18 protein-coding genes and 3 tRNA genes are annotated in these 21,145 nt (G+C 71.8%); 15 read left to right on the top strand and 6 right to left on the bottom strand.

Translation table 11 applies throughout. The features are described from left to right. Nucleotides 1-57: 57 nt before the first annotated feature. Complete coding sequence (locus tag AC1MBW_RS02690; RefSeq protein ID WP_480026066.1) at nucleotides 58-909, top strand: PPK2 family polyphosphate kinase; 852 nt, start codon at nucleotides 58-60, stop codon at nucleotides 907-909. Nucleotides 910-933: 24 nt separating this feature from the next. Here AC1MBW_RS02690 and AC1MBW_RS02685 read toward each other — a convergent pair whose 3' ends face one another. Together AC1MBW_RS02685 and AC1MBW_RS02680 are read right to left on the bottom strand one after the other, a co-directional pair. Further along, the gene (locus tag AC1MBW_RS02685; RefSeq protein ID WP_480025345.1) at nucleotides 934-2,367 is read right to left on the bottom strand and encodes an MFS transporter; all 1,434 of its coding nucleotides are present in this window, start codon (nucleotides 2,365-2,367) and stop codon (nucleotides 934-936) included. Next, complete coding sequence (locus AC1MBW_RS02680) at nucleotides 2,364-3,596, bottom strand: isochorismate synthase (RefSeq protein WP_480025344.1); 1,233 nt, start codon at nucleotides 3,594-3,596, stop codon at nucleotides 2,364-2,366. The genes AC1MBW_RS02685 and AC1MBW_RS02680 overlap by 4 nt, the downstream gene beginning before the upstream one ends. Nucleotides 3,597-3,648: 52 nt before the next feature. Between AC1MBW_RS02680 and ubiE the strand changes: the two genes are divergently transcribed. The 5 genes from ubiE (at nucleotide 3,649) to cls (ending at nucleotide 9,093) form a co-directional block, all read left to right on the top strand. Further along, a complete protein-coding gene (gene ubiE, locus AC1MBW_RS02675) occupies nucleotides 3,649-4,389 on the top strand; it encodes a bifunctional demethylmenaquinone methyltransferase/2-methoxy-6-polyprenyl-1,4-benzoquinol methylase UbiE (RefSeq protein ID WP_480025343.1) in 741 nt (246 codons plus the stop codon). Then, entirely contained in the window at nucleotides 4,386-5,525 is a 1,140-nt protein-coding gene (locus AC1MBW_RS02670) for a polyprenyl synthetase family protein (RefSeq protein WP_480025342.1), read from the top strand. Before ubiE ends, AC1MBW_RS02670 begins: the two co-directional genes overlap by 4 nt. Nucleotides 5,526-5,616: 91 nt before the next feature. Further along, the gene (locus tag AC1MBW_RS02665) at nucleotides 5,617-6,999 is read left to right on the top strand and encodes an FAD-dependent oxidoreductase (RefSeq protein WP_054146356.1); all 1,383 of its coding nucleotides are present in this window, start codon (nucleotides 5,617-5,619) and stop codon (nucleotides 6,997-6,999) included. Between the two features lie 105 nt (nucleotides 7,000-7,104). Continuing rightward, the gene (locus AC1MBW_RS02660) at nucleotides 7,105-7,593 is read left to right on the top strand and encodes a YajQ family cyclic di-GMP-binding protein (RefSeq protein WP_043592964.1); all 489 of its coding nucleotides are present in this window, start codon (nucleotides 7,105-7,107) and stop codon (nucleotides 7,591-7,593) included. 33 nt (nucleotides 7,594-7,626) lie between these two features. Continuing rightward, the gene (gene cls / locus AC1MBW_RS02655) at nucleotides 7,627-9,093 is read left to right on the top strand and encodes a cardiolipin synthase (RefSeq protein WP_480025341.1); all 1,467 of its coding nucleotides are present in this window, start codon (nucleotides 7,627-7,629) and stop codon (nucleotides 9,091-9,093) included. Nucleotides 9,094-9,320: 227 nt separating this feature from the next. Here cls and AC1MBW_RS02650 read toward each other — a convergent pair whose 3' ends face one another. Continuing rightward, nucleotides 9,321-10,190, bottom strand: coding sequence for an endonuclease domain-containing protein (locus AC1MBW_RS02650; protein WP_480025340.1), 870 nt, complete (start codon nucleotides 10,188-10,190; stop codon nucleotides 9,321-9,323). Nucleotides 10,191-10,543: 353 nt separating this feature from the next. Here AC1MBW_RS02650 and AC1MBW_RS02645 point away from each other — a divergent pair. From AC1MBW_RS02645 to AC1MBW_RS02635, 3 genes are all read left to right on the top strand, one after another. Then, nucleotides 10,544-10,625, top strand: a tRNA-Tyr gene (locus AC1MBW_RS02645). A 76-nt stretch (nucleotides 10,626-10,701) separates the two neighbouring features. Further along, complete coding sequence (locus tag AC1MBW_RS02640; protein WP_480025339.1) at nucleotides 10,702-11,514, top strand: inositol monophosphatase family protein; 813 nt, start codon at nucleotides 10,702-10,704, stop codon at nucleotides 11,512-11,514. A gap of 275 nt (nucleotides 11,515-11,789) precedes the next feature. Further along, complete coding sequence (locus tag AC1MBW_RS02635; protein ID WP_152970252.1) at nucleotides 11,790-12,935, top strand: M23 family metallopeptidase; 1,146 nt, start codon at nucleotides 11,790-11,792, stop codon at nucleotides 12,933-12,935. Between the two features lie 79 nt (nucleotides 12,936-13,014). Here AC1MBW_RS02635 and AC1MBW_RS02630 read toward each other — a convergent pair whose 3' ends face one another. Next, entirely contained in the window at nucleotides 13,015-14,739 is a 1,725-nt protein-coding gene (locus tag AC1MBW_RS02630) for a glycoside hydrolase family 13 protein (RefSeq protein ID WP_480025338.1), read from the bottom strand. Between the two features lie 130 nt (nucleotides 14,740-14,869). On the opposite strand from AC1MBW_RS02630, the gene AC1MBW_RS02625 reads away from it, so the two are divergent. Continuing rightward, nucleotides 14,870-15,814, top strand: a complete 945-nt coding sequence (locus tag AC1MBW_RS02625) for an aldo/keto reductase (RefSeq protein WP_200908351.1) — start codon at nucleotides 14,870-14,872, stop codon at nucleotides 15,812-15,814. Nucleotides 15,815-15,834: 20 nt separating this feature from the next. On the opposite strand, the gene AC1MBW_RS02620 is transcribed toward AC1MBW_RS02625, so the two are convergent. Then, nucleotides 15,835-16,401, bottom strand: coding sequence for a 2'-5' RNA ligase family protein (locus AC1MBW_RS02620; RefSeq protein WP_480025337.1), 567 nt, complete (start codon nucleotides 16,399-16,401; stop codon nucleotides 15,835-15,837). A gap of 126 nt (nucleotides 16,402-16,527) precedes the next feature. Here AC1MBW_RS02620 and AC1MBW_RS02615 point away from each other — a divergent pair. The 5 genes from AC1MBW_RS02615 (at nucleotide 16,528) to AC1MBW_RS02595 (ending at nucleotide 19,932) form a co-directional block, all read left to right on the top strand. Further along, nucleotides 16,528-16,599, top strand: a tRNA-Thr gene (locus AC1MBW_RS02615). A 52-nt stretch (nucleotides 16,600-16,651) separates the two neighbouring features. Next, nucleotides 16,652-16,725 (top strand) — tRNA-Met (locus tag AC1MBW_RS02610). 159 nt (nucleotides 16,726-16,884) lie between these two features. After that, nucleotides 16,885-18,003 carry a type III polyketide synthase gene (locus AC1MBW_RS02605; protein WP_480025336.1) on the top strand — a complete coding sequence of 373 codons (1,119 nt, stop codon included), beginning with the start codon at nucleotides 16,885-16,887 and terminating at the stop codon, nucleotides 18,001-18,003. Next, entirely contained in the window at nucleotides 18,000-18,782 is a 783-nt protein-coding gene (locus AC1MBW_RS02600; protein ID WP_480025335.1) for a class I SAM-dependent methyltransferase, read from the top strand. Before AC1MBW_RS02605 ends, AC1MBW_RS02600 begins: the two co-directional genes overlap by 4 nt. Then, nucleotides 18,769-19,932, top strand: coding sequence for an FAD-dependent oxidoreductase (locus AC1MBW_RS02595; RefSeq protein WP_480025334.1), 1,164 nt, complete (start codon nucleotides 18,769-18,771; stop codon nucleotides 19,930-19,932). Before AC1MBW_RS02600 ends, AC1MBW_RS02595 begins: the two co-directional genes overlap by 14 nt. A gap of 87 nt (nucleotides 19,933-20,019) precedes the next feature. On the opposite strand, the gene AC1MBW_RS02590 is transcribed toward AC1MBW_RS02595, so the two are convergent. After that, the gene (locus tag AC1MBW_RS02590) at nucleotides 20,020-20,928 is read right to left on the bottom strand and encodes a UbiA family prenyltransferase (RefSeq protein WP_480025333.1); all 909 of its coding nucleotides are present in this window, start codon (nucleotides 20,926-20,928) and stop codon (nucleotides 20,020-20,022) included. Between the last annotated feature and the right edge of the window lie 217 nt (nucleotides 20,929-21,145).

The raw sequence follows: 21,145 nt of genomic DNA, 5'->3' as shown, positions 1-21,145 counted from the left end.
CTGACCGTCCGCCCCACGGCGGCCCGGACCGGGGCGCTCGGCCGTAGGGTCGAGGGCATGGCCAAGACGTGGACGACCTCGCCCTCCCAGTCCCTCCGAGCCGGAGAGGGCTTCGTGCTCGCCGACGTCGACACGTCGTCGACGCCCGGCTTCGCCGGTGACAAGGCGTACGCGCAGCAGGCGTTCGAGGCGGGCCGCGAGACCCTGGGCGAGCTCCAGGAGAAGCTGTTCGCCCAGAGCCGGAGCGGGGGCAGCACCGGCAACGTGTTGCTCGTCCTGCAGGCGATGGACACCGCAGGCAAGGGCGGCATCGTCCGGCACGTCGTGGGAGCCGTCGACCCCCAGGGCGTCGCGCACCACGCGTTCAAGGCGCCGACCCCCGACGAGCTCGCGCACGACTTCCTCTGGCGGGTGCGGCGCGAGCTGCCGGGCCCCGGCATGATCGGGGTCTTCGACCGGTCGCACTACGAGGACGTCCTGATCGGCAAGGTGCGTCGCCTGGCCCCGCCCGAAGACATCGAGCAGCGGTACGCCGACATCGTCGCCTTCGAGGACGAGCTCGTCGCGAACGGCACCACCCTGGTCAAGGTGATGCTGCACATCTCGTCCGACGAGCAGAAGGAACGCCTCGCCGACCGGCTCGACCGCCCCGACAAGCACTGGAAGTACAACCCCGGCGACCTGGAAGAGCGCCTCGTGTGGAACGACTACCAGGACGCGTACGAGACGGCGATCCGTCGCACCTCGACCGAGACCGCCCCGTGGTTCGTCGTGCCGGCCGACCGCAAGTGGTACGCCCGGATCGCCGTGCAGAAGCTGTTGACCGACGCCCTCGCGTCGCGCGGACTCGACTGGCCCGTCGCGCAGTTCGACGTCGAGCTCGAGAGGACCAAGCTCGCCACCTCGTAGCCAGCACCCGGCGACGGGACGAGCCTAGGAGGCGCGGGTCCGCAGCGCGTCGCCCGTCCCCTTGGGCAGCCGCAGCCCCTCGATCAGGCTGAGCAGGGCCAGCACGGCCAGGACGATCAACGCGGCCTGGTAACCGGATGCCGCGGGTGCCGGGCCGTCGGTCGAGGCCACGAGGTCGGCCACGCGGACGGCCAGCGCCGTCGCGGCGACGCCGAGTCCGACGGCGAGCTGACTCGTGATGGACGCGATGGCGTTGGCCGGGCCGATCATCTCGGCCGGGACGTCGGCGAACTGCAGGGTGTTGTAGGCCGTGAAGCCGACGGAACGGAAGACGCCGCTGAGCAGCAGCACCCCGGCCACGACCACCGGCGAGGTCTCGGGACCGACGAGCGCGGCCGCGACGAAGGTCGCCGCGAGGGCCACCGTCGCGACGACGATGATCGGGACGACGCGGAACCTCTGCAACAGGGGCGTCGTGAACGGCTTCACGGCCAGGTTGCCGACGAACACCCACATGAGCATGAGGCCCGCTTCGACGGGCGACCAGCCGAAGCCGTCCTGCAGCAGCAGCGGGACGACGAAAGGGATGCCGTTCACGACGGCCCGGTAGAGCGATCCGCTGAGGTTGGTCACACGGAACGACCCGATGCGGAACGCCGCGAGGTCGAGCAGCGGGTGCGCCGCCCGGCGGAACCACCGCACGGCGACGAGACCGAGCACGACCGCGGCGACGACCAGCAGCACGCCGGGCAGGAGCGTCGTGGGTTCGCCGAGCAGCTCGAATGCCAGGACCAGCGCCACGATCGAGCCGGCCACGAGCGCCAGGCCCACCAGGTCGAGCGGTCGGCGGTCGCCGACCTCGGGGGAGGGGACGACCCGCCAGGCGACGACGAGCAGCGCGAGGCCGACCGGGACGTTGACGAGGAACACCCACTGCCAGCCGAGGTGCTCGGTCAGGAGCCCGCCGAGCAGCGGCGCGACGACCGGCGCGACGAGTGCGGGCCAGGTGAGATAGGCGATGGCCCGGATCAGCTCGGACTTCTCGGTGCTGCGCAGGACGATCAGCCGGCCGATGGGCACCATCATGCTGCCCGCGAGACCCTGCACGACCCGGGACGCCGTGAGGGCGACCAGGTCGGTGCTCGCGGCACAGGCCACCGAGGCGAGGACGAACAGCACGACCGCCGCGAGGAACACCCGACGGGCGCCCCAGCGTTCGGCGAGCCAGGCTCCCAGCGGGATGAACGCCGCCACGGCGACGAGGTAGCCGGTCACGGCGAGCCCGAGTTGGGCGGGCTGGACCGCGAAGTCGCTCGCGATCGTCGCGGTGGCCGTCGACAGGATGGTGGCGTCGAGGTTCTCCATGAAGAACGCGGCCGCCACGACGAGGGCGACCGGACGCGACCACGTCGGCGCGGGCGCGGGCCCGGCTGCGGGCGTGGGTACGGACCCGGTCATCGGCTGAACGCGTCGACCACGGGGCGGAACTTCATGGCCGTCTCGGCGACCTCGCGCTCGGGCACGGACTCGGCGACGACGCCGGCCCCCGCGAACGCCCGCACCGATCCGTCTCGATCGACCTGGGCGCAGCGCAGGGCGATGGCCCACTCGCCGTCGCCGTCGGCGCCGACCCAGCCGACCGGGCCGGCGTAGCGACCACGGTCGAACGGTTCGAGCTCTCGGATCAGGGCCAGCGCCTCCTGCGTCGGCGTGCCGGCGACGGCCGCCGTCGGGTGCAGCGAGGCGATCAGGTCGAGCGAGCTCGAGCCGTCGGTGAGGCGGCCGCGGACGTCGCTCGCGAGGTGCCAGAGATTCGGGAGGCGCAGGGTGAAGGGCTGCTCGCCGGTCACGACGTCGCGGGCGTGCGGCCCGAGCGAGAGCAGCAGGCTGCGCAGGGCGAAGGCGTGCTCGTCGAGGTCCTTCGGTGACGTCGCCAGCGAGAGGGCGGCCTGCTCGTCGGTCGTCGCGTCGACGCCGCGAGCCGCGCTGCCGGCGAGCACCCGGGCCGACACCTCGCCGCGCTCGGACTTGACGAGCGTCTCGGGACTGGCCCCGATCAGCCCGTCGACGGCGAACGCGTAGCAGTCGGGGTAGGCGGTGAGCAGGGTGGCGGCGACGAGGCGCAGGTCGGCCTCGGGTGGCAACGTGCCCACGAGGTCGCGGGCGAGCACGACCTTGCTGACGCGGCCGTCGCCGATGGCGTCGACGGCCCGCGCCACGGCCTGCCCGTAACCGTCGGCACCCAGGGCGCCGTCGACCAGCGAGAGGCGGACGGAGGCGCCGACCGGCTTCCCCGCGGGCAGCTCGGCCCCGTCCACCCGCGTGATCCAGGCGACCCCGTCGCGCCGTCCGATGACGATGCTCGGGACGATCAGCACGCTCGTCTCGGCGGACTCGTCGTCGAACGCGAACGAGCCGAACGCGACCAACCCGGTGCCGGGCACGCCGACCTCGTCGTGGACCGTGGCGGCGGCCGCCACGGCGCGCCAGGCATCGGCGGCCTCGGTCATGCGGCCGGGCCCGGAGAACTCGAGACGGAGGGCCTCGCCGACGCCCGCCATGCCCGCCCCGCCGCGCACGAAGACCAGCGGACGCGCCCGGTCGACGACGTCGAGCAACGGGCTGACGTGGTCGATGCGCGTGGTGCGGACGGCGAGTGACGGAACGCGGGACGCGGGGGACTTCACTCGTCGACCCTACTCGGGACACCCCCAGTGCTTGACGGTAGGATCCACCATCGTGACCAAGGCCGACATGAACAAGCAACCCGACGAGGTCGCCTCGATGTTCGACGGCGTCGCGCGCCATTACGACCGCACGAACGACGTGCTCTCGGCGGGCAACGCCGTCCTGTGGCGCATCGCCACCGTCAAGGCGATCGGCGCCGGTCCGGCCGACAAGGTCCTCGACATCGCCGCGGGCACGGGCACCAGTTCGGCGGCCATCGCGCAGCGGGGTGCCGAGGTCGTCGCCCTCGACTTCTCCAAGGGCATGGTCGAGGTCGGCCGCGAACGCCACCCAGAGCTCGAGTTCGTCGAGGGCAACGCCGAGTCGTTGCCCTTCGACGACGACACCTTCGACGCCGTCACCATCTCGTTCGGGCTGCGCAACGTCAACCGGCCCAAGGTCGCACTCGCCGAGATGAACCGCGTGCTCAAACCCGGTGGTCGCCTCGTCGTCTGCGAGTTCTCCACCCCGCCGTTCGGTCTGCTGCGTGCCGCGTACCGTGCCTACCTCCGTTACGGCATGCCCCTCGTCGCCAAGCTCACGAGCAGCAACGGTCCGGCCTACTCGTACCTCGCCGAGTCCATCGAGCAGTGGCCCGAGCAGCAGGTCCTCAGCCAGTGGCTCCGCGGCGCCGGGTTCACCCGCGTCGCCCACCGCGACCTCAGCTTCGGCATCGTCGCCCTGCACCGCGGACGCAAGCCGGCCTCGGCTGCCGCGCGCGCCTCCTCGCGGTCGAAGTGGGCCTCGTCGTGAACGCCGGTGCACCTCCCGCGCAGCGCAACTCGCTGGGTCGATCGCTCGGTCTCGGCGAGAAGCTCTTCGCGACGCCGACCGAGCGTCGCTTCGTCGCCGCCGTCGACGACGGCCTCGAGCTCGTCGAAGAAGGGTTGCTGCGAGAGATCGCCTTCGCCGACGACATCGCCGACGCGACGACGCGGTACCTGCTCGCCGCGGGCGGCAAGCGCGTCCGACCGACGCTGACCCTGCTCATCGCCCAACTGGGCGACGGCGCGACGCCCGGCATCGTCGCCTCGGCGCAGGCCACCGAGATCACCCACCTCGCCTCGCTCTACCACGACGACGTCATGGACGAGGCGCAGATGCGTCGTGGCGTCCCCAGCGCCCAGACCGTGTGGGGCAACAACGTCGCGATCCTCGCCGGCGACCTGCTGTTCGCCCGCGCCAGCACGATCGTCTCGGGGCTCGGCCAAGAGGCCATCCTGCTGCAGGCCGAGACCTTCGAACGGCTCTGCCTCGGGCAGCTCCACGAGACGGTCGGTCCGCGCGAGAGCGACGACCCGATCGCCCACTACATCGACGTGCTCGCCGACAAGACGGGGTCGCTCATCTCGACCGCCGCGCGTGCCGGCGTCATGTTCAGCGGGGCACCGCGTGAGTACCTCGCACCCGTCGCCGAGTTCGGCGAGAAGATCGGCATCGCCTTCCAGCTGATCGACGACGTCATCGACCTGTCCGACCAGCCCGCCGAGACCGGCAAGAAGGCCGGCACCGACCTGCGGGCGGGTGTCGTCACGCTCCCGGTGCTGTACCTGCGTCAGCAGGCGCAGACCGACCTCGAGGCGTCGTCCCTCCTGTCCGAGATCGACCGCATCGTCGACGCCACGCGTGCGGCGGCGCAGCGGTCGAGCGTCGAGCCGACCGCCGAGGGCGGCTCGTCCGCACCGCTCGCCGACGCGACGGCCCACCTCGACGACGAATTCGCCGACCTGGTCCGACGGGTCCGCGAGCACGAGGTCACCGAACGCACCCGGGTCGAGGCCCACCGCTGGGCCCGCGAGGCCCTCGACGCCCTCGCGCCGTTGCCCGACGGGCCCGTCAAGAAGGCGCTCACCCGCTTCGCCGACCGCGTGGTCGAGCGCTCCGCCTGACCGGCGCCGCGCCTCCTCGTCCGTCTCGTCCTCGAGCACCATCGTCCAACCGGCCGGCCCCGCCGAGCCACCCCAGATCTAGGGAGAACCCGTGACCACCTTGCGACTGGCCATCGTCGGCGCCGGACCGGCCGGCATCTACGCCGCCGACATCCTCGCGAAGGCCGAGAAGGCCTTCGACGTCTCGATCGACCTCTTCGAGCAGCTGCCGGCCCCCTACGGTCTCGTGCGCTACGGCGTGGCTCCCGACCACCCCCGCATCAAGGGCATCGTCAACGCCCTGCGCGACGTCCTCGACAGCGGTGACATCCGGGTCTTCGGCAACGTCCGCTACGGCGTCGACATCGGGCTCGACGACCTGCGCAAGCACTACAACGCCGTCATCTTCTCGACCGGTGCCATCAAGGACGCCGACCTCGACATCCCCGGCATCGACCTCGAGGGCAGCTACGGCGCTGCCGACTTCGTCAGCTGGTTCGACGGTCACCCCGACTTCCCCCGCACCTGGCCGCTCGACGCGACGTCGGTCGCCGTCGTCGGCGTCGGCAACGTCGCCCTCGACGTGTCGCGCATCCTGGCGAAGCACGCCGACGACCTGCTGCCCACCGAGATCCCCGACAACGTCTACGCGGGTCTCAAGCAGTCGTCGATCACCGACGTGCACGTCTTCGGTCGCCGGGGCCCCGCACAGGTCAAGTTCACGCCGCTCGAGCTGCGCGAGCTCGGCGAGGTGCGCGACGTCGACATGATCGTCTACGACGAGGACTTCGACCACGACGAGGCGTCGAAGACGGCCATCGCGACCAACAAGCAGGTCTTCGTCATCGACAAGGTGCTGAACCAGTGGCGGCAGCGCGAGGTCGGCACGGCGTCGCGTCGCCTGCACCTGCACTTCTACGCCAAGCCCGTCGAGGTCGTCGGCGACGCCGACGGTCGTGTCGCGGCTTTCCGGTACGAGCGCACCCGGCCCGACGGCCAGGGCGGCGTCGAGGGCACCGGCGAGCTCCGCGACGTGCCGATCCAGGCCGTCTACCGCGCGGTCGGCTACTTCGGCTCGCCCCTCGACGGCATCCCCTTCGACGAGCGCCGCGGCGTGATCCCGAACCACGAGGGCCAGGTGATGGACGACGACAACCAGATCGTCCCCGGCGTCTACGCCACCGGGTGGATCAAGCGCGGCCCCGTCGGCCTTATCGGTCACACGAAGTCCGACGCGATGGAGACCGTCAAGCACCTCATCAACGACCAGGCCAGCTGGTGGCAACCGGTCGACCCGTCCGACGAGGCCATCCCGGCCCTGCTCGAGCAGCGAGGCGTCGAGTACACCGACCTCGAGGGCTGGCACCGGCTCGACGAGCACGAGATCGCTCTCGGCGGTTCGCACGAGCACGAGCGTGCCCGGGTCAAGGTCGTCGAGCGTGACGAGATGGTGCGCGTCTCGCGCGCCGTCGAAGCGGAGTCCACGCCGGCCTGACCTCCCCGGTCGCCCGCACCGCGCCTCCTCGGCTCCCCTCGACGGGGGAACCGAGGAGGCGCGCGGTCGTCACCGACCTCGGTGGTCGTCGGTAAGGTGGTCCCCATGGCAGACAGTTCCTTCGACGTGGTCAGCAAGGTCGACAAGATGGAGGCCGACAACGCCCTCCACCAGGCCCAGAAAGAGATCGAGCAGCGGTACGACTTCAAGGGCGTCGGCGCCTCGGTCGACTGGAGCGGCGAGAAACTGCTGCTGAAGGCCGCCACCGAAGAGCGCGTCAAGGCCGTGCTCGACGTGCTCGAGTCGAAGTTCATCAAGCGCAGCATCAGCCTCAAGCACCTCGACGTCGGTGAGCCCTTCGCCAGCGGCAAGGAGTACCGCATCGAGGCGTCCCTCAAGCAGGGCATCGAGCAGGACGCGGCGAAGAAGATCGGCAAGATCATCCGCGACGAGGCCCCCAAGAGCGTGAAGAGCCAGATCCAGGGCGACGAGCTGCGCGTGCAGTCCAAGAGTCGTGATGACCTCCAGGCCACCATGGCGCTGTTGAAGAAGGCCGACCTCGACGTCGACCTGCAGTTCGTCAACTTCCGCTAGTCACCCGCGGCACACGGCTCCGAGGTCCCGTCCATGGTCGAACCCGCCTGGGTGGCGCCGACGATCGCCGTGCTGGGCATCGTGCTCGACATCGCGATCCGGGTGTTCGCGATCGTCTACGTGCCGATCAACCGGCGGCCGCAGACGGCCACCGCCTGGTTGCTCGCGATCTTCCTGATCCCGTACGTCGGGTTCGTCCTCTTCCTGTTGATCGGCAGCACCAAGTTGCCCGCGCGGCGTCGTGAGAAGCAGAGCGAGATCAACAAGTACATCATCGAGACGACCGAGGGCATGGAGCGCGTCAAGCGCGACCACCCGTGGCCGGCCTGGCTCGACTCGGTGGTCGAACTCAACCGCACGCTCGGTGCCATGCCCCTGGTCGGCGGCAACACCGGCGAGATGCACACCGACTACGACGAGTCCATGGCGGCCATGGTCGAGGCGATCGACGAGGCCCACCGCTACGTCCACGCCGAGTTCTACATCACGAGCCTCGACCGCACGACGGAGCCGTTCTTCCTCGCGCTCGAGAACGCCCGTCGACGGGGCGTCACGGTCCGAGTGCTGATGGACCACATCGCCAGTCGGGGGTACCCGGGTTACCGCAAGGCGCGACGACGGCTGGACGCGATGGGCGTGCAGTGGCAGCTCATGCTGCCCGTGCTGCCGTTGCGGGGCAAGTACCAGCGGCCCGATCTGCGCAACCACCGCAAGCTGCTCGTCATCGACGGCCGCGTGGCCTTCACGGGCTCGCAGAACATGGTCGACAAGAGCTACCAGAAACGCAAGAACAAGCGACGCGGCCTCGAGTGGAAGGACTTCATGGTCCGATTCGAGGGCCCCATCGTCGCGGGCATCAACGCCCTGTTCGTCACCGACTGGTACAGCGAGACCGACGAGCTGCTCCTCCGCGAGACCGACCCCGTGCACACGGCCGACCGGCTCGAGACGATCGACTGCCAGGTGGTGCCGAGCGGGCCGGGTTTCGACGGCGAGAACAACCTGCGGCTGTTCAACTCGCTGCTCTACAGCGCGCAGGAACGCATCATCATCACGAGTCCCTACTTCGTGCCCGACGAGTCGATGCTCTACGCCGTCACGACGGCAGCCCAGCGGGGGCTCGAGGTGCAGCTCTTCGTCAGCGAGATCGGCGACCAGCCGGTGGTGTACCACGCGCAGCGCTCCTACTACGAGGCCCTGCTGCGGTCGGGGGTCCGCATCTTCCTCTACCGCTCGCCGACGGTGTTGCACGCCAAGCACTTCTCGATCGACGACGAGGTCGCCGTCATCGGCTCGAGCAACATGGACATGCGGTCCTTCAGCCTCAACCTCGAGATCTCGGTCATGGTGCGCGGACGCGAGTTCGTCGACCGGTTGCGTGAGGTCGAGCAGACGTACCGCGACTCGAGCCGCGAACTGTTCCTCGACGAGTGGCTCGCGCGCCCCTTCCGCTCGAAGGTCCTCGACAACGTCGCCCGCCTCACCTCCGCCGTCCAGTGACCGCCCCGCTCCGCCCCTGACCCACGTGTGCAAATCGCGACAACTCCGTCGGGACACGCCGACAGAACGTGGTGCGACGCGGCGCGAGGCCAGTGATTGTCGGGTTCGGTCCGCCCCGGTGAGCGGGCGAGGTCGGGTTCGGCCCGCAGGGGTGTCTCGACGCTGCTGCGCCCGGCGCGCCACCGACGGGAGATGCGGGCCGGCCGACGTGAGAGATGCCGCCCCGGCTAACGCCCGAGGGTCATGCGGACGGCCTGGCGAACAGAGGGCCAGTCGAAGAGCACCTGCGGGTACGTGACCTCGAGGACGACGAAGCCGAGGCCGGTGATGTGCACGATCCGTTCACGGTCGCGGTTGTAGACACTCGGCGAGGAATGGTGTTCCTTGCTCACGCACTCGAGCACGAGCCAGCCGTCGATCAGCAGGTCGACGCGCGTGTGGTCGTCGACCCACACCTGCGGCTCGGCCCGGATGCCGTCACGAGCGAGAAGGAGGCGCGCGATCGATTCGGTCCCGGACTCGGCTCGGGGATCGATCATGGTGACGAGCCCCTGGGCCGAGCGTCGCGTCGCCAGGAGGCGTGAGACCTCGTCGAGGTCGGGTCGCTGCATCGGCGACAGCCTGAGGGCGGAGTCGACGATGGCTGCGGCATGCTCCGGTGGCTCGTGGAGCAGGACCTGGGCCGCCGCCCGGCTCGGCGAGGCCATCAGTCGTTCCGCGCGGCGATCGAACCGCGACAGGTCTCGCAGGACGAGCACGTCGTCCCGGTCCGGGTCGAGTCGTTCCCCGGCGTCGTCCGGGTCCCGGAGATCGCGGGCGTTGTGCGGAACGGAGACGACCAGGCGCGGGCTCGGGGGAACCCAGGCGCCTCGATGCGCGAGAGACGAGGCTCCCGCCAACGCGCCTCCTACCCGTGCCGCCCGGATGACGCCGACCGGGAGGTCGACGAGCCCGTACAGCCCGTGCCGGATGCGAAGGATCTCGCCGGCGCGCCACGACGACTCCACCTGGCGTCGGGTCAGCCCGGTCGCGAGCAGTTCCCGCCGGTGGGCCAGGGAGCCCAGGCGCCGTACGGTGGCCGCGACAAGGGGGGTCATGTGAGCAGCTTGGTCGTGACGGCGCCGCCGGAAGGCCGGGCGCCGGGGGATGTGGATGACGAGCAGGTCGAGACTGCTGTGGGGGAGACGAACGACGGCGTCTGCGCGCCCGCAGGTGGATGCGGGCCGATCCCGACCTCCCGAGCCGCTCACGGGGTGCCGAACCCGACCATCCAGTCGCCGAACGGCTCGTCGCACCACCGGGCATCGGCGTGTCGGCGGCATGTTGTCGCGATTTGCACAGTGGGCCGGGGCGGAGCGGGGCGTGACGGGGGAGTGGTCGTGAGGGGGCTCGGGAGGCTGTATATTTGTCTGGCGCCTCCGGTCGGTGATCACACGGGCTGGGCGTGCATGGCAAGTTACCCAAGCGGCCAAAGGGATCTGACTGTAAATCAGCCGGCGTAGCCTTCGGGGGTTCGAATCCCTCACTTGCCACGGTTGCCCCACAAGAACGGACTCGCTCGTCGAGTCCGTTCTTGCGTTACCGGGCGCCTCACCCCCAGGAGGACCCGTGTCCATCACCCCGACCCCCGCCGAGTTGCTCGAGATCGCCGCCGTCGTCGCGCACGAGGCCGCCGAACTGGCAGCCCGCCGTCGATCCGAGGGGGTCGAGGTCGCCGAGACCAAGAGCAGTGCCGTCGACGTCGTGACGCACACCGACCGGGAGGTCGAGGCATTCGTCCGGGGTCGTCTGGCCGAGCTGCGTCCCGGCGACGGCTTCTTCGGTGAAGAGGGCGAAGCCGACGATTCGACCACGGGTCTCACCTGGGTCGTCGACCCCATCGACGGCACCGTCAACTTCCTCTACGGCATCCCGCAGTGGGCCGTGAGCATCGCCGTGGTCGAGGGCGGCCCCGATCCGCTCACCTGGCGCGCCCTCGCGGCGGTCGTCGCCAACCCGACGTCGGGCGAGACCTTCACGGCGTCGGCCGGCGGCGGTGCGTGGTTGGACGGGCATCGTCTCGGGGTCGCCGCACCGGCGTCCCTCGAGCTGTCCCTCCTGGCGACCGGGTTCTCCTACGACGCCGCCCGCCGTGTCGAGCACGCGGAGGCGTTGGTCCGGATGGTCGGGCGCGTCCGTGACCTGAGGCGCCTGGGGGCGGCCTCGCTCGACCTCTGCGCCGTCGCGGCGGGGCGTGTCGACGCCTACGTCGAGCGAGGGCTCAAGCCCTGGGATCACGCGGCGGGTGCGCTCGTGGCCGCTGAGGCAGGCGCCGTCGTCCGCGGAGAGGTCGGCGAGGCCCCCAGCGAATCGCTGACCTTCGTGGCGGCCCCCAGCATCGCCCGCGACCTCGCCACCCTCGTCGTCGAGGCCGGCATCTGACGGGGAACACCCTCGTCGCGCACACGTCGTCGCACGTTGTCATACTGTGTTTCAACTGTACATATCCACATTGACACCCGAACACGGGTAGCCATTCGTTCACCGACCGGCTACCCTGGTGAGGTCGTTACTGATCCGTGATCATCGCGTGATGCACTCCTCGGCGGCCTCCTCCGAAGGTCCGCATCGAGACCGTGCCACGATCACCAGTGACGGCCGTGAAGACGACGGTGCACCCACCGTCCGATCCCGATCACCCCGAGGACCCATCACACGTGACGAAGTACCAGCAGATCGCCGAGCCCGACGGCGACGGAACCCCGTCGCGTCGCGCCACCGACGACCTCACGGGCACCGGTTCGCTGAGCGTCGCTCCGACCGTCCCCGCCGTGGCCGACGCCCCCGTCTACCTCACCCGTCGTGAAGCCCGCGAGGCCGAGCGCCGCGCCGCCCAGGTCGCCGTGACGACGAGCGCCGCAGCGGCGGAGGTCCCTGCCGCGCCGACTCCTCCGGCCGCCGTCGTCGAGCACGTGGCCGAGGCCCCGACGCCGACGGCCCCGACAGCGGCGACCGAGCCCGTCTCGCCGAGGCGTGCCGCGCGGCTCGCCGCCGAGTCCGGCACCCGTCCTGCTGCCGCCGGACGCACCAAGGCGGCCCGCACACAGCGCCCCGCCGCTCGCCGCGAGGCACCCGTCCGCGCACCCCGCACGGCCGGGGCGACGTTCCGTCGCAACACCAAGCGGGTCACCGTCGTCGGAGCGATGCTCTTCGCCGGGTCGATGCTCGTGGCCACCTCGGTGCCCGCCAACGCCTTCTTCGTCGACACCCCCACGCAGACGGCCGCCAAGAAGGCCGCCGACTCGCAGAGCTACACGGCAGCAGCGCCCTCGGCAGACGGTACGGCCGGCATCTCGCGGGACGGCTACTCGGTCACCGAGATGAAGGCCGTCTCCGAGTACGCCTCGACGAGTGCCAGCACGTTCTCCAACGACGTCAACGGCACGGTGCAGTGGCCGTTCCAGACAGGTGTGCCGATCAGCAGCGGTTTCGGTGCCCGTCAGGTCGCCAACTGCGGCTTCTGCTCGACATTCCACCAGGGTCTCGACTTCGTCCCCGGTGCCGGCTCGCCGATCCAGTCGATCGCCGACGGCGTCGTCAGCAAGGTCGACGGTCCCTCCGGTGCCCTGGGCAACAACGTGTGGATCGACCACGTCGTCAACGGCCAGAAGGTCACCAGCGTCTACGCGCACATGCAGACCGGTTCGGTCGAGGTCCGCGAGGGCGAGACCGTCACGGTCGGCACCATCATCGGCAAGGTCGGCAGCACGGGCAACAGCACCGGGGCCCACCTGCACTTCGAGATCGTGATCGGCGGCGTGCCCGTCGACCCGTATCCCTGGCTCCAGGCCAACACGAACTGACCCCCGCGCCCCCGCGACCGCGGTGAGCACGAGAAGAGCCCCACCTGGTGCCAGGTGGGGCTCTTCGGTTGTCGCGTGCCTACGACGTGGTCGCGAGCCAGACCGTCGCATTGGGCGGCAGGGCCGGCCCGTCGACGACCATGGTGGCCAGCAGCACCTCGGCCACGGGCAACTCGACGGGGACGTCGCCCATGTTGGTCACGACGGTGACGCCCTGGCTGCGGAACGCGACCACGTCGGGCCCGAAGCCGTCGAGCCAGGTCAGGGTGCCCGCACCGAGCTCGTGGTCGGCCCGGAGGCGCAGTGCCCGCGTGTAGAGCTCGAGCGTCGAGCCGGCCACGCCCCGCTGCTCGTCGCGGGCGTACGTCGACCAGTCGGCGGGCTGGGGCAACCAGGAGGCGCCGGTCGCGTTGAAGCCGAAGGCCGGCTCGGTCGCGGACCAGGGCAGCGGCACGCGGCAGCCGTCCCGGCCGTAGCGCTCCCCGTCCGTGCGGAACCACGTGGGGTCCTGTCGGGAGTCGTCGGGCAGGTCGATCGCCTCGGGCAGGCCGAGTTCTTCACCCTGGTAGACGTAGGCGCTGCCGGGGAGGGCCAGCATGAGCGCCGACGCGGCTCGGGCCCTGGCCAGCCCGAGCTCGGGGACGGGAAGCCCCTCGCTCTTCGGTCCGATGCCGTACCCCTGCGGGTTCTCGGCCGTGAGGGCGAGCCGGCTGGCGTGCCGGACGACGTCGTGGTTGCTCAGCACCCAGGTGCTCGGGGCCCCGACGCTCGAGAACGTCTGGATCGACGCGTCGACGACCTCACGGACGGCCGGGGCCGACCATCCGGTCTCGAGGTAGGCGAAGTTGAAGGCCTGGTGCATCTCGTCGGGGCGCACCCAGTCGGCGAGACGCGAGAGCGGTTCGACCCAGGCCTCGGCGACGAGCACCCGGTCGCCCGGGTACTCGGCGAGGACCGTGTGCCACTCGCGGTAGATCTCGTGCACGCCCTCCTGGCCCCAGTACGGCGGGGGAGCGGAGTCGCCCTGACCGCCGCCCATGCTGCCGGAGTCGGCGGGAGGCGTGTAGTCGGGCAGGCCCTCGGCCTTGACCATGCCGTGTGCGACGTCGACCCGGAATCCGTCGACGCCGCGGTCGAGCCAGAAACGCAGCACGTCGACGAACTCGTCGCGCACGCGGCGGTTCGTCCAGTCGAGGTCGGGTTGCGACGAGTCGAACAGGTGCAGGTACCACTGACCCGGTCGGCCGTCGGCCTCGGTCACGCGGGACCAGGCCGGGCCGCCGAAGATCGACTGCCAGTTGTTCGGCGGAAGGTCGCCGTCGGGGCCGCGACCGTCACGGAACAGGTAGCGGCCGCGGGCGGCCGAACCCGGAGCCGAGGCGAGGGCCTCGCGGAACCACGCGTGGTCGCTCGAGGTGTGGTTCGGCACGACGTCGACGATCACGCGCAGGCCCAGCTCGGTGGCCCGGGCGCGGAGGGCGTCGAAGTCGTCGAGGGTGCCGAACAGCGGGTCGACGTCACGGTAGTCGGCCACGTCGTAGCCCGCGTCGCGCTGCGGCGAGGTGTAGAACGGCGACAGCCAGACCGCGTCGACGCCGAGCTCGCCGAGGGCGTCGAGGCGCGACGTGATGCCGGGGAGGTCTCCGACGCCGTCGCCGTCGCCGTCGGCGAACGACCGCGGGTAGACCTGGTAGATGACGGCGGTGCGCCACCATTCGTGGCCCTGGTCGGCGGTCGTCGCGGTGCCCTCGAGCGGGGCGGTCGGGGTCAGCGTGTCGGTCTCGGCCGGTTCTCGTGTGGACATGCGGCCACGATACGGCAGGCCCCCGACGCGGCATCGGCTACGGTCGTGGTCAGAGCACCCGGGGCGCGAGCTCCCGGGCACGAGCACCCGCGACACGATTGGCACGATCCTGAACCCTGCGACCGACCTCGTGACGGCCGACCTGCCCGCCGGCACCCGGCCGTTCCCGCTCGCGCTCGGGACCAACGTCTTCGGTTGGACGGTCGGCGCCCCCACCGCCCTCGAGGTGCTCGACCTCTTCGCCGACGACGGCGGTCGCGTCGTCGACACGGCCGACGTCTACTCGGCGTGGCTGCCGGGCAACTCCGGGGGCGAGTCCGAGGCGATCATCGGTCGCTGGCTCGCCCGACCGGGCAACCGCGACCGGGTCGTGCTGAGCACCAAGTGCGGGCAGCACCCCGACGCCCCCGGCCTCTCACGCGCCAGCATCCGCGCGGCGGTCGAGGCGTCGCTGCGCCGTCTGCGCACCGACCACGTCGACTTCTACTTCACGCACTTCGACGACGACGAGACGCCGCTCGACGAGACCGTGGGCGCGCTCAGCGAGCTCGTCGACGAGGGCAAGATCCTCTGCGCCGGGGCGTCCAACTACACCGGAGCGCGCCTCCGTCAGGCCCTCGCGATCGCCGACCGCGACGGACTGCACCCGTTCCGGTTGGTCCAGGTCGCGTACAACCTGGTGCGTCGCGCCGAGTACGAGAGCGACGTCGCGGCGATCGTCGACCACTACGACCTCGCCGTGCTGCCGCATTCGTCCCTGGCGAGCGGGTTCCTGACGGGCAAGTACCGGCACGAGGCCGGTCGCGGGGACTCCCCTCGGGGCAGCCGGGCCCTCAGCTACATCACCCCGCAGAACCAGGGCACCCTCGAGGTCGTCGTCGAGATCGCCGAGCGGCTCGACGTCCAACCGGGCGCCGTGGCCGTGGCCTGGCTGGCGTCACGCGACAACGTCATCGGCGCCCTCGGCAGCGCCCGCACCCCCCGACAGCTCGAGGGCCTGCTCGACGCCGCCCGGGTCGAGCTGACCGAGGGCGATCTGGCGTCGCTCGAGGCCGTCTCGCGTCCGCTCGACTGACGCTCGTCCGGCCCACGGCCTCAGCGGCCGGCGACGTCCGACACGCCCGCGCCCTCGGGGGCGGGCCCCAGCGGCACGACCGTCCCCGTGCTCGGGTCCCAGCGTCTCAGCTGCGACAGCACGACCGGCCGGGTCGACGGGGCGTCGGCGTCGGCGAGGGCGTCGACGGCCCGGGCCACCTGGTCGGGAGTCAGGCGCGACGCGAGCGTGACGTGGGGGGTCCACCGACCGGGGGTGGTGTGCGGGACGTCCCCCGCGCCTCCCAGGCTCTCGTGCACGCGCGCGTGGAGGTCCAGCAGCTCGCCGGTCACGACCACCGGCCGCACCAGCACGAGCCCGCGTGGAGGAGCGCCGAAGAGCAGCAGCCCGCCGAGCTCGGCCGGCAGCGGCAGCGCCGCCGACAGGGGCAGGAGGCGCGGGTCGGCTGCCGGGTCGAGGCCGGGTCGTGCCACCAGGGTGACGTGGGGCGCGTTCGACGTCCCCGCGTGGTCGCCCTGCGACGGCAGACCCGCCGCGGACAACACGCTCCATTCGTCACGGACGGCCTCGTCGGAGGTCGGGTCGAGCAGGAGTTCGAGGCTGTGCACCCGTCGATCCTGCCCCGGACACGCTTCGCCGGGCCGGGTCGGCACGTGGCGTCAGCACCCCGTTCGCTCTGCTACCCTTGTCTGGTGCCAATCGGCAGCGGCCTGGGTCGCTCGCCTGGTGGTCACGCCCCGATAGCTCAGTGGTAGAGCACTTCCATGGTAAGGAAGGGGTCGTCAGTTCAATCCTGACTCGGGGCTCTGGCTGTCTCGGTCCCGTCCCGGTGTGATGCCGGCAGGGCCCGCAGCTTGCGGCGGGGTAGCTCAGTTGGTTAGAGCACACGGCTCATAATCGTGGTGTCGCGGGTTCAAGTCCCGCCCTCGCTACCGCAGGCCCGGATCTCTCACGAGTTCGGGCCTTCGTCGTCGGTGCCCGTCGATCGGGGCCCGTCGATGCGTGCCGGTCGTCGCGACCCGCCGATCGGCCCTGGTCCGCCAGGGGCGAGGCCGGTGCGCCACGCCCAGGCGCCGGGCCTACGATGAGGCATGGCCGTGAGCATCCGCAGCATCGGCACCGCGGTGCCCCCGACCGTCATCCGACAAGACGACGTCCGCGAGATCTTCGCCACCCAGCCCGGCCTCGGCCGCCTCGGGCAGCGCATCGTCGGCGCCGCGTTCGGCGCCTCGGCCATCGAGACCCGGCACACCGTCGTCGACGAGCTCGACCGGCAGCCGCGCGAGGGCGAGCCGACGTTCTACGACGCCGCGTCGAACGAGATCCTCCGACCCGGCACCGGCGCGCGCAACCAGGTCTACGTGGACCGGTCGCCCGAGCTCTTCCTCGACGCCGCTCGTGCCGCCCTCGCGGGGGCGCCCGACCTCGGTCCCGACGGCGTCACGCACGTGATCAGCGTCTCGTGCACCGGCTTCTTCGCCCCCGGGCCCGACTACCTGCTCGTGCGGGGACTCGGGCTGTCGCCGTCGACGCGTCGCCACCACCTGGGCTTCATGGGCTGCTACGGCGCCTTCCCGGCCCTCGCCGCGGCACGGGACTTCTGCCTCGCCGACCCGGAGGCGGTCGTGCTCGTCGTCTGCGCCGAACTCTGCACGCTGCACCTGCGCAGTTCCGACGACCCCGACTCGATCGTCGCCTCGTCGGTGTTCGCCGACGGTGCCGCCGCCGCGGTGGTGACCGCCCGTCCGGCGCCGTCGGGCTCCGTCGTGCTCGACCTCGACGTGCTCGAGACGGTGCTCACCCCGGTCGGCGAGACCGACATGGCGTGGACCATCGGCGACCTGGGCTTCGACATGGTGCTCAGCAGCTACGTGCCGCAGATCATCGAGCTGCACATCGACTCGGCCCTGGCACCGCTCTTCGAGGCCGGCGGTGTCGGCGTCGGCGACGTCGACCTCTGGGCCGTCCATCCGGGCGGGCGCAGCATCCTCGACCGGGTGCAGCAGCAGCTCGGGTTGACGGACGCCCACCTGGCCCCTTCGCGCGACGTCCTGCGCGACTACGGCAACATGTCCAGCGCGACCGTCCTCTTCATCCTCGCCGAACTGCTGGCCGGCCCCGCCGCCCCGTCGCAACGTGTGGGTGCGATGGCGTTCGGCCCCGGGCTGACCGTCGAGACCGCGCTGATGACGCGACGCGCGGTCTCGTGAGCGCGACCCGCACCTCCTCGGCTCCGTCGATCGCGGTGCGGCCGCCCTGGTGGCCCGACCTGTCGCGACGGGGCGTCGACCTCGTCGAGCTCATGGACGACCCGGGCTGCGACCTCGGGCTGCTGAACGCCACCTACCGGGCCTTCCCCGTCGTGAACGGTCTCGTCGCGGGGTGGCGTGGGGTGTACCTCCGCCGCCTGCGCCCGGTGCTGTCCGCCGAGAAGGTCACACGGCTGCTCGACCTCGGGTCCGGCGGCGGCGACCTGGCCCGTGCCCTGGCCGGCTGGGCCCGCCGCGACGGCTTGGCGCTCGAGGTCGTGGCCGTCGACCCCGACGACCGGGCCCACGCCTTCGCGGTGTCGCGCCCCGTGCCGGCCGGTGTCGAGTTCCGGCGGGCGTCGAGCACCGAGCTCGTCGCGGCGGGCGAGACCTTCGACGTGGTCGTGTCGAACCACGTGCTGCACCACCTCGACGACGAGGCCCGGGCGGCCGTGCTCGACGACAGCTCCCGGCTGGCCACCCGCCTCGTGCTGCACGCCGACATCGAGCGGGCCCGCGGGGCGTACCTCGCCTACCGGGCCGCGACCTGGCCGTGGCGGACACGATCGTTCGTCCACGTCGACGGACTGTTGTCGATCCGGCGCAGCTTCACCCCGGGCGAGTTGGTCGACGTGGCTCCCCGCGGCTGGCACGTCGTCCGGCAGTGGCCCTTCCGTCTGCTGCTCGTCCGCGAGAACGACGCCGACGTCCCCGGAGGTGCCGACCGTGCGGACGCATGACGTCCTGATCGTCGGTGGCGGACCCGTCGGGGTGATGCTCGCCGTCGCACTGGCGGATCGCGGCCTCGACGCCGTCGTCTGGGAGGCGCGGGTCGACGACCCGGCGCACTCTCGCGCCCTCGGCGTGCATCCGCCCTCGATCGACCTGTTCGACCGGCTCGGCCTCGCGGACGACCTGCTCGCCGACGCCGTCCGCATCCGCAAGGGGATCGCCCGCAGCGGCACCCGGACGGTGGGCGTCGTGCCGTTCGACCGGGCGTCGTCCCGGTGGGCGTTCGTCGCCGCCGTGCCGCAGGACCGCACCGAGGCCGTGCTGCGGACGGGGCTCGCCGCGCGGCGGGACGACGCCCTGCGCCGGGGTGTGCGGTTCGTCGGGCTCGAGCAACGCGACGAGGACGTCGTCGTCCGGGGAGTCGACGACGAGGGTCCGGTGGTCGTCGCCGCCCGGTTCGTCGTCGGGGCCGACGGCACGCGCAGCGCCGTCCGCGCTGCCCTGGGCGTCGACACCAGGGACCGGGACCTGCTCGACCGCTACGTCATGGGCGATTTCGCCGACACGACCGGCCACGGCCCCGACGCGGTGATCCACCTCGAGCGCACCGGGGTGGTCGAGTCGTTCCCGTTGCCCGCGGGGAGGCGACGGTTCGTGGTCCACGCCGGGTCGGCGCACGGGCCGTCCGCCCCGGTGACCGCGGACGACGTCGCGCGCCTCGTGTCGGATCGCACCGGGTCGCCCGTCGACCCGGCGACCTCGACCATGAGCAGCGCGTTCGGCGTCCGACGACGGCTGGCCACCCGGACGGTCGTCGGCCGCGTCGTGCTGATCGGTGACGCCGCCCACGAGATCAGCCCCATCGGCGGCCAGGGCATGAACCTCGGCTGGCTCGACGGTCACGCGCTCGAGACCGTGATCGCCGCGGCGGTCAAGCGGAGGGGCGGCCGGGTGCTCGACCCGACGACGTTCGCCCGCTTCGAGGCCGGCCGCGCCCGCGCCGCCGTCCGCGCCGCCCGTCAGGCCGAGTGGAACACCGCCCTCGGTCGACCCGTCGGCGGGGGCACGGCGCGGGCCCGCGACCTGGTGCTCGGGGCCGTGCTGCGGGCCCCGAGCCGACACGTGCTCGCGTCGGTCTACGCGATGCGCTGGGCCTGACGCGTCCGGGCCCTGCCCGGCCCGCTCCGGCTCCCGCCCACCCCCGCCCACCCCGGCCCCTGCCGGGCCCGCCGCGGCGCGTGGGTCTCAGGCGACGATCGTGCCGCCGCTGAGGGCGAGCTGCACCACGAGCAGAACGGCCGCGACCATGATCAGCCGGAAGAGGGTCCGGTCGACGCGTCCCGCGAGCACGAGGCGCACGCCGACGACGGCGATGACGAGGGTCACGACGGTGCCGATCACCGCAGCCGTGAGGCTCGGCGTCGACGAGCTGCCGGTCAGCTGGCCCGAGAGCAGCAGGACGGCCGCGACGGCCAGGGCCGCGAACGCGGTGATCCCCGACACCGTGCGTCCGAGGCGGTGCGGCAGCCCCGCGATGCCGGTGCGCGCGTCGTCGTCCAGATCGGGCAGCACGTTGGTGAAGTGGATCGCGACGCCGAACACCGCTCCGACGGCCACGGCCCAGGCGGCGGACGGCGACGGCGGGACCGCGGCGAGGGTGGCGACGGCGGGCAGCAGGCCGAAGCTGACGACGAACGGCACCACCGAGACCGGTGTGCGCTTGAGCCCGAGGTCGTACGCCCACCCCGAGGCCACGAGCACCAGGTGCGCCGTGCCGGCGGCCGGCCCCAACGCGTACGACGGCACGAGCATCAGGACTCCGCAGACCACCGCGGCGGTGCGGACGGCCGACACGCTCACGCGGCCCTGGGCGACCGGCTTGTCGGTGCGCCCCACGGCGCGGTCGCGTCCGGCGTCGAGCCAGTCGTTGGCGAAGCCGATCGAGGCCTGGCCGAGCAGCACCGCGAGGGCGAGCACCACGAGCCGACCGAGGGGCAGCCCCGAGGAGGCGCCCAGCACGACCGCGAGGAGGGTCACCACGAGCGTCGGCCCGGGGTGCGTCGACCCCAGCAGGGCGGTGGTCCACGAGGCCGGTCCGTCGCGGCGTCCGGAGCGGGAGCCGGCGGCGGAGACCGGAGGCTCGGGGGAGGTCATCCGCTCACCCTAGACGGGCGGAGCCGGTCGGCCCCGGACTCGGACCCGGACCCGGACCCGGACCCGGACGACCGTGGTCGGACCCGGGTGGCAGGTCCGACGACGAGAAGAGGTGCACCCGAGTCGGGGGAGGACTCGGATGCACCCCGTCGCACCCTCGGCGCTCGAGGTGCAGGTGGATCAGTACCGGCACGCGCCAGAGGAGGGTGCCCACGTC

It is taken from the genome of Frigoribacterium sp. AP1 (assembly GCF_056680555.1).
The sequence above is the reverse complement of the archived record's forward strand: the minus strand, read 5'-3'. Positions and strand labels throughout refer to the sequence as shown.

What these genes read in the sequence shown, in the direction of transcription:
- AC1MBW_RS02690 (WP_480026066.1), top strand. Translation starts at nt 58, where the DNA reads ATGGCCAAGACGTGGACGACCTCGCCCTCCCAGTCCCTCCGAGCCGGA.
- AC1MBW_RS02685 (WP_480025345.1), bottom strand. Translation starts at nt 2,367, where the DNA reads ATGACCGGGTCCGTACCCACGCCCGCAGCCGGGCCCGCGCCCGCGCCG.
- AC1MBW_RS02660 (WP_043592964.1), top strand. Translation starts at nt 7,105, where the DNA reads ATGGCAGACAGTTCCTTCGACGTGGTCAGCAAGGTCGACAAGATGGAG.
- cls (WP_480025341.1), top strand. Translation starts at nt 7,627, where the DNA reads ATGGTCGAACCCGCCTGGGTGGCGCCGACGATCGCCGTGCTGGGCATC.
- AC1MBW_RS02650 (WP_480025340.1), bottom strand. Translation starts at nt 10,190, where the DNA reads ATGACCCCCCTTGTCGCGGCCACCGTACGGCGCCTGGGCTCCCTGGCC.
- AC1MBW_RS02630 (WP_480025338.1), bottom strand. Translation starts at nt 14,739, where the DNA reads ATGTCCACACGAGAACCGGCCGAGACCGACACGCTGACCCCGACCGCC.
- AC1MBW_RS02605 (WP_480025336.1), top strand. Translation starts at nt 16,885, where the DNA reads ATGGCCGTGAGCATCCGCAGCATCGGCACCGCGGTGCCCCCGACCGTC.
- AC1MBW_RS02590 (WP_480025333.1), bottom strand. Translation starts at nt 20,928, where the DNA reads ATGACCTCCCCCGAGCCTCCGGTCTCCGCCGCCGGCTCCCGCTCCGGA.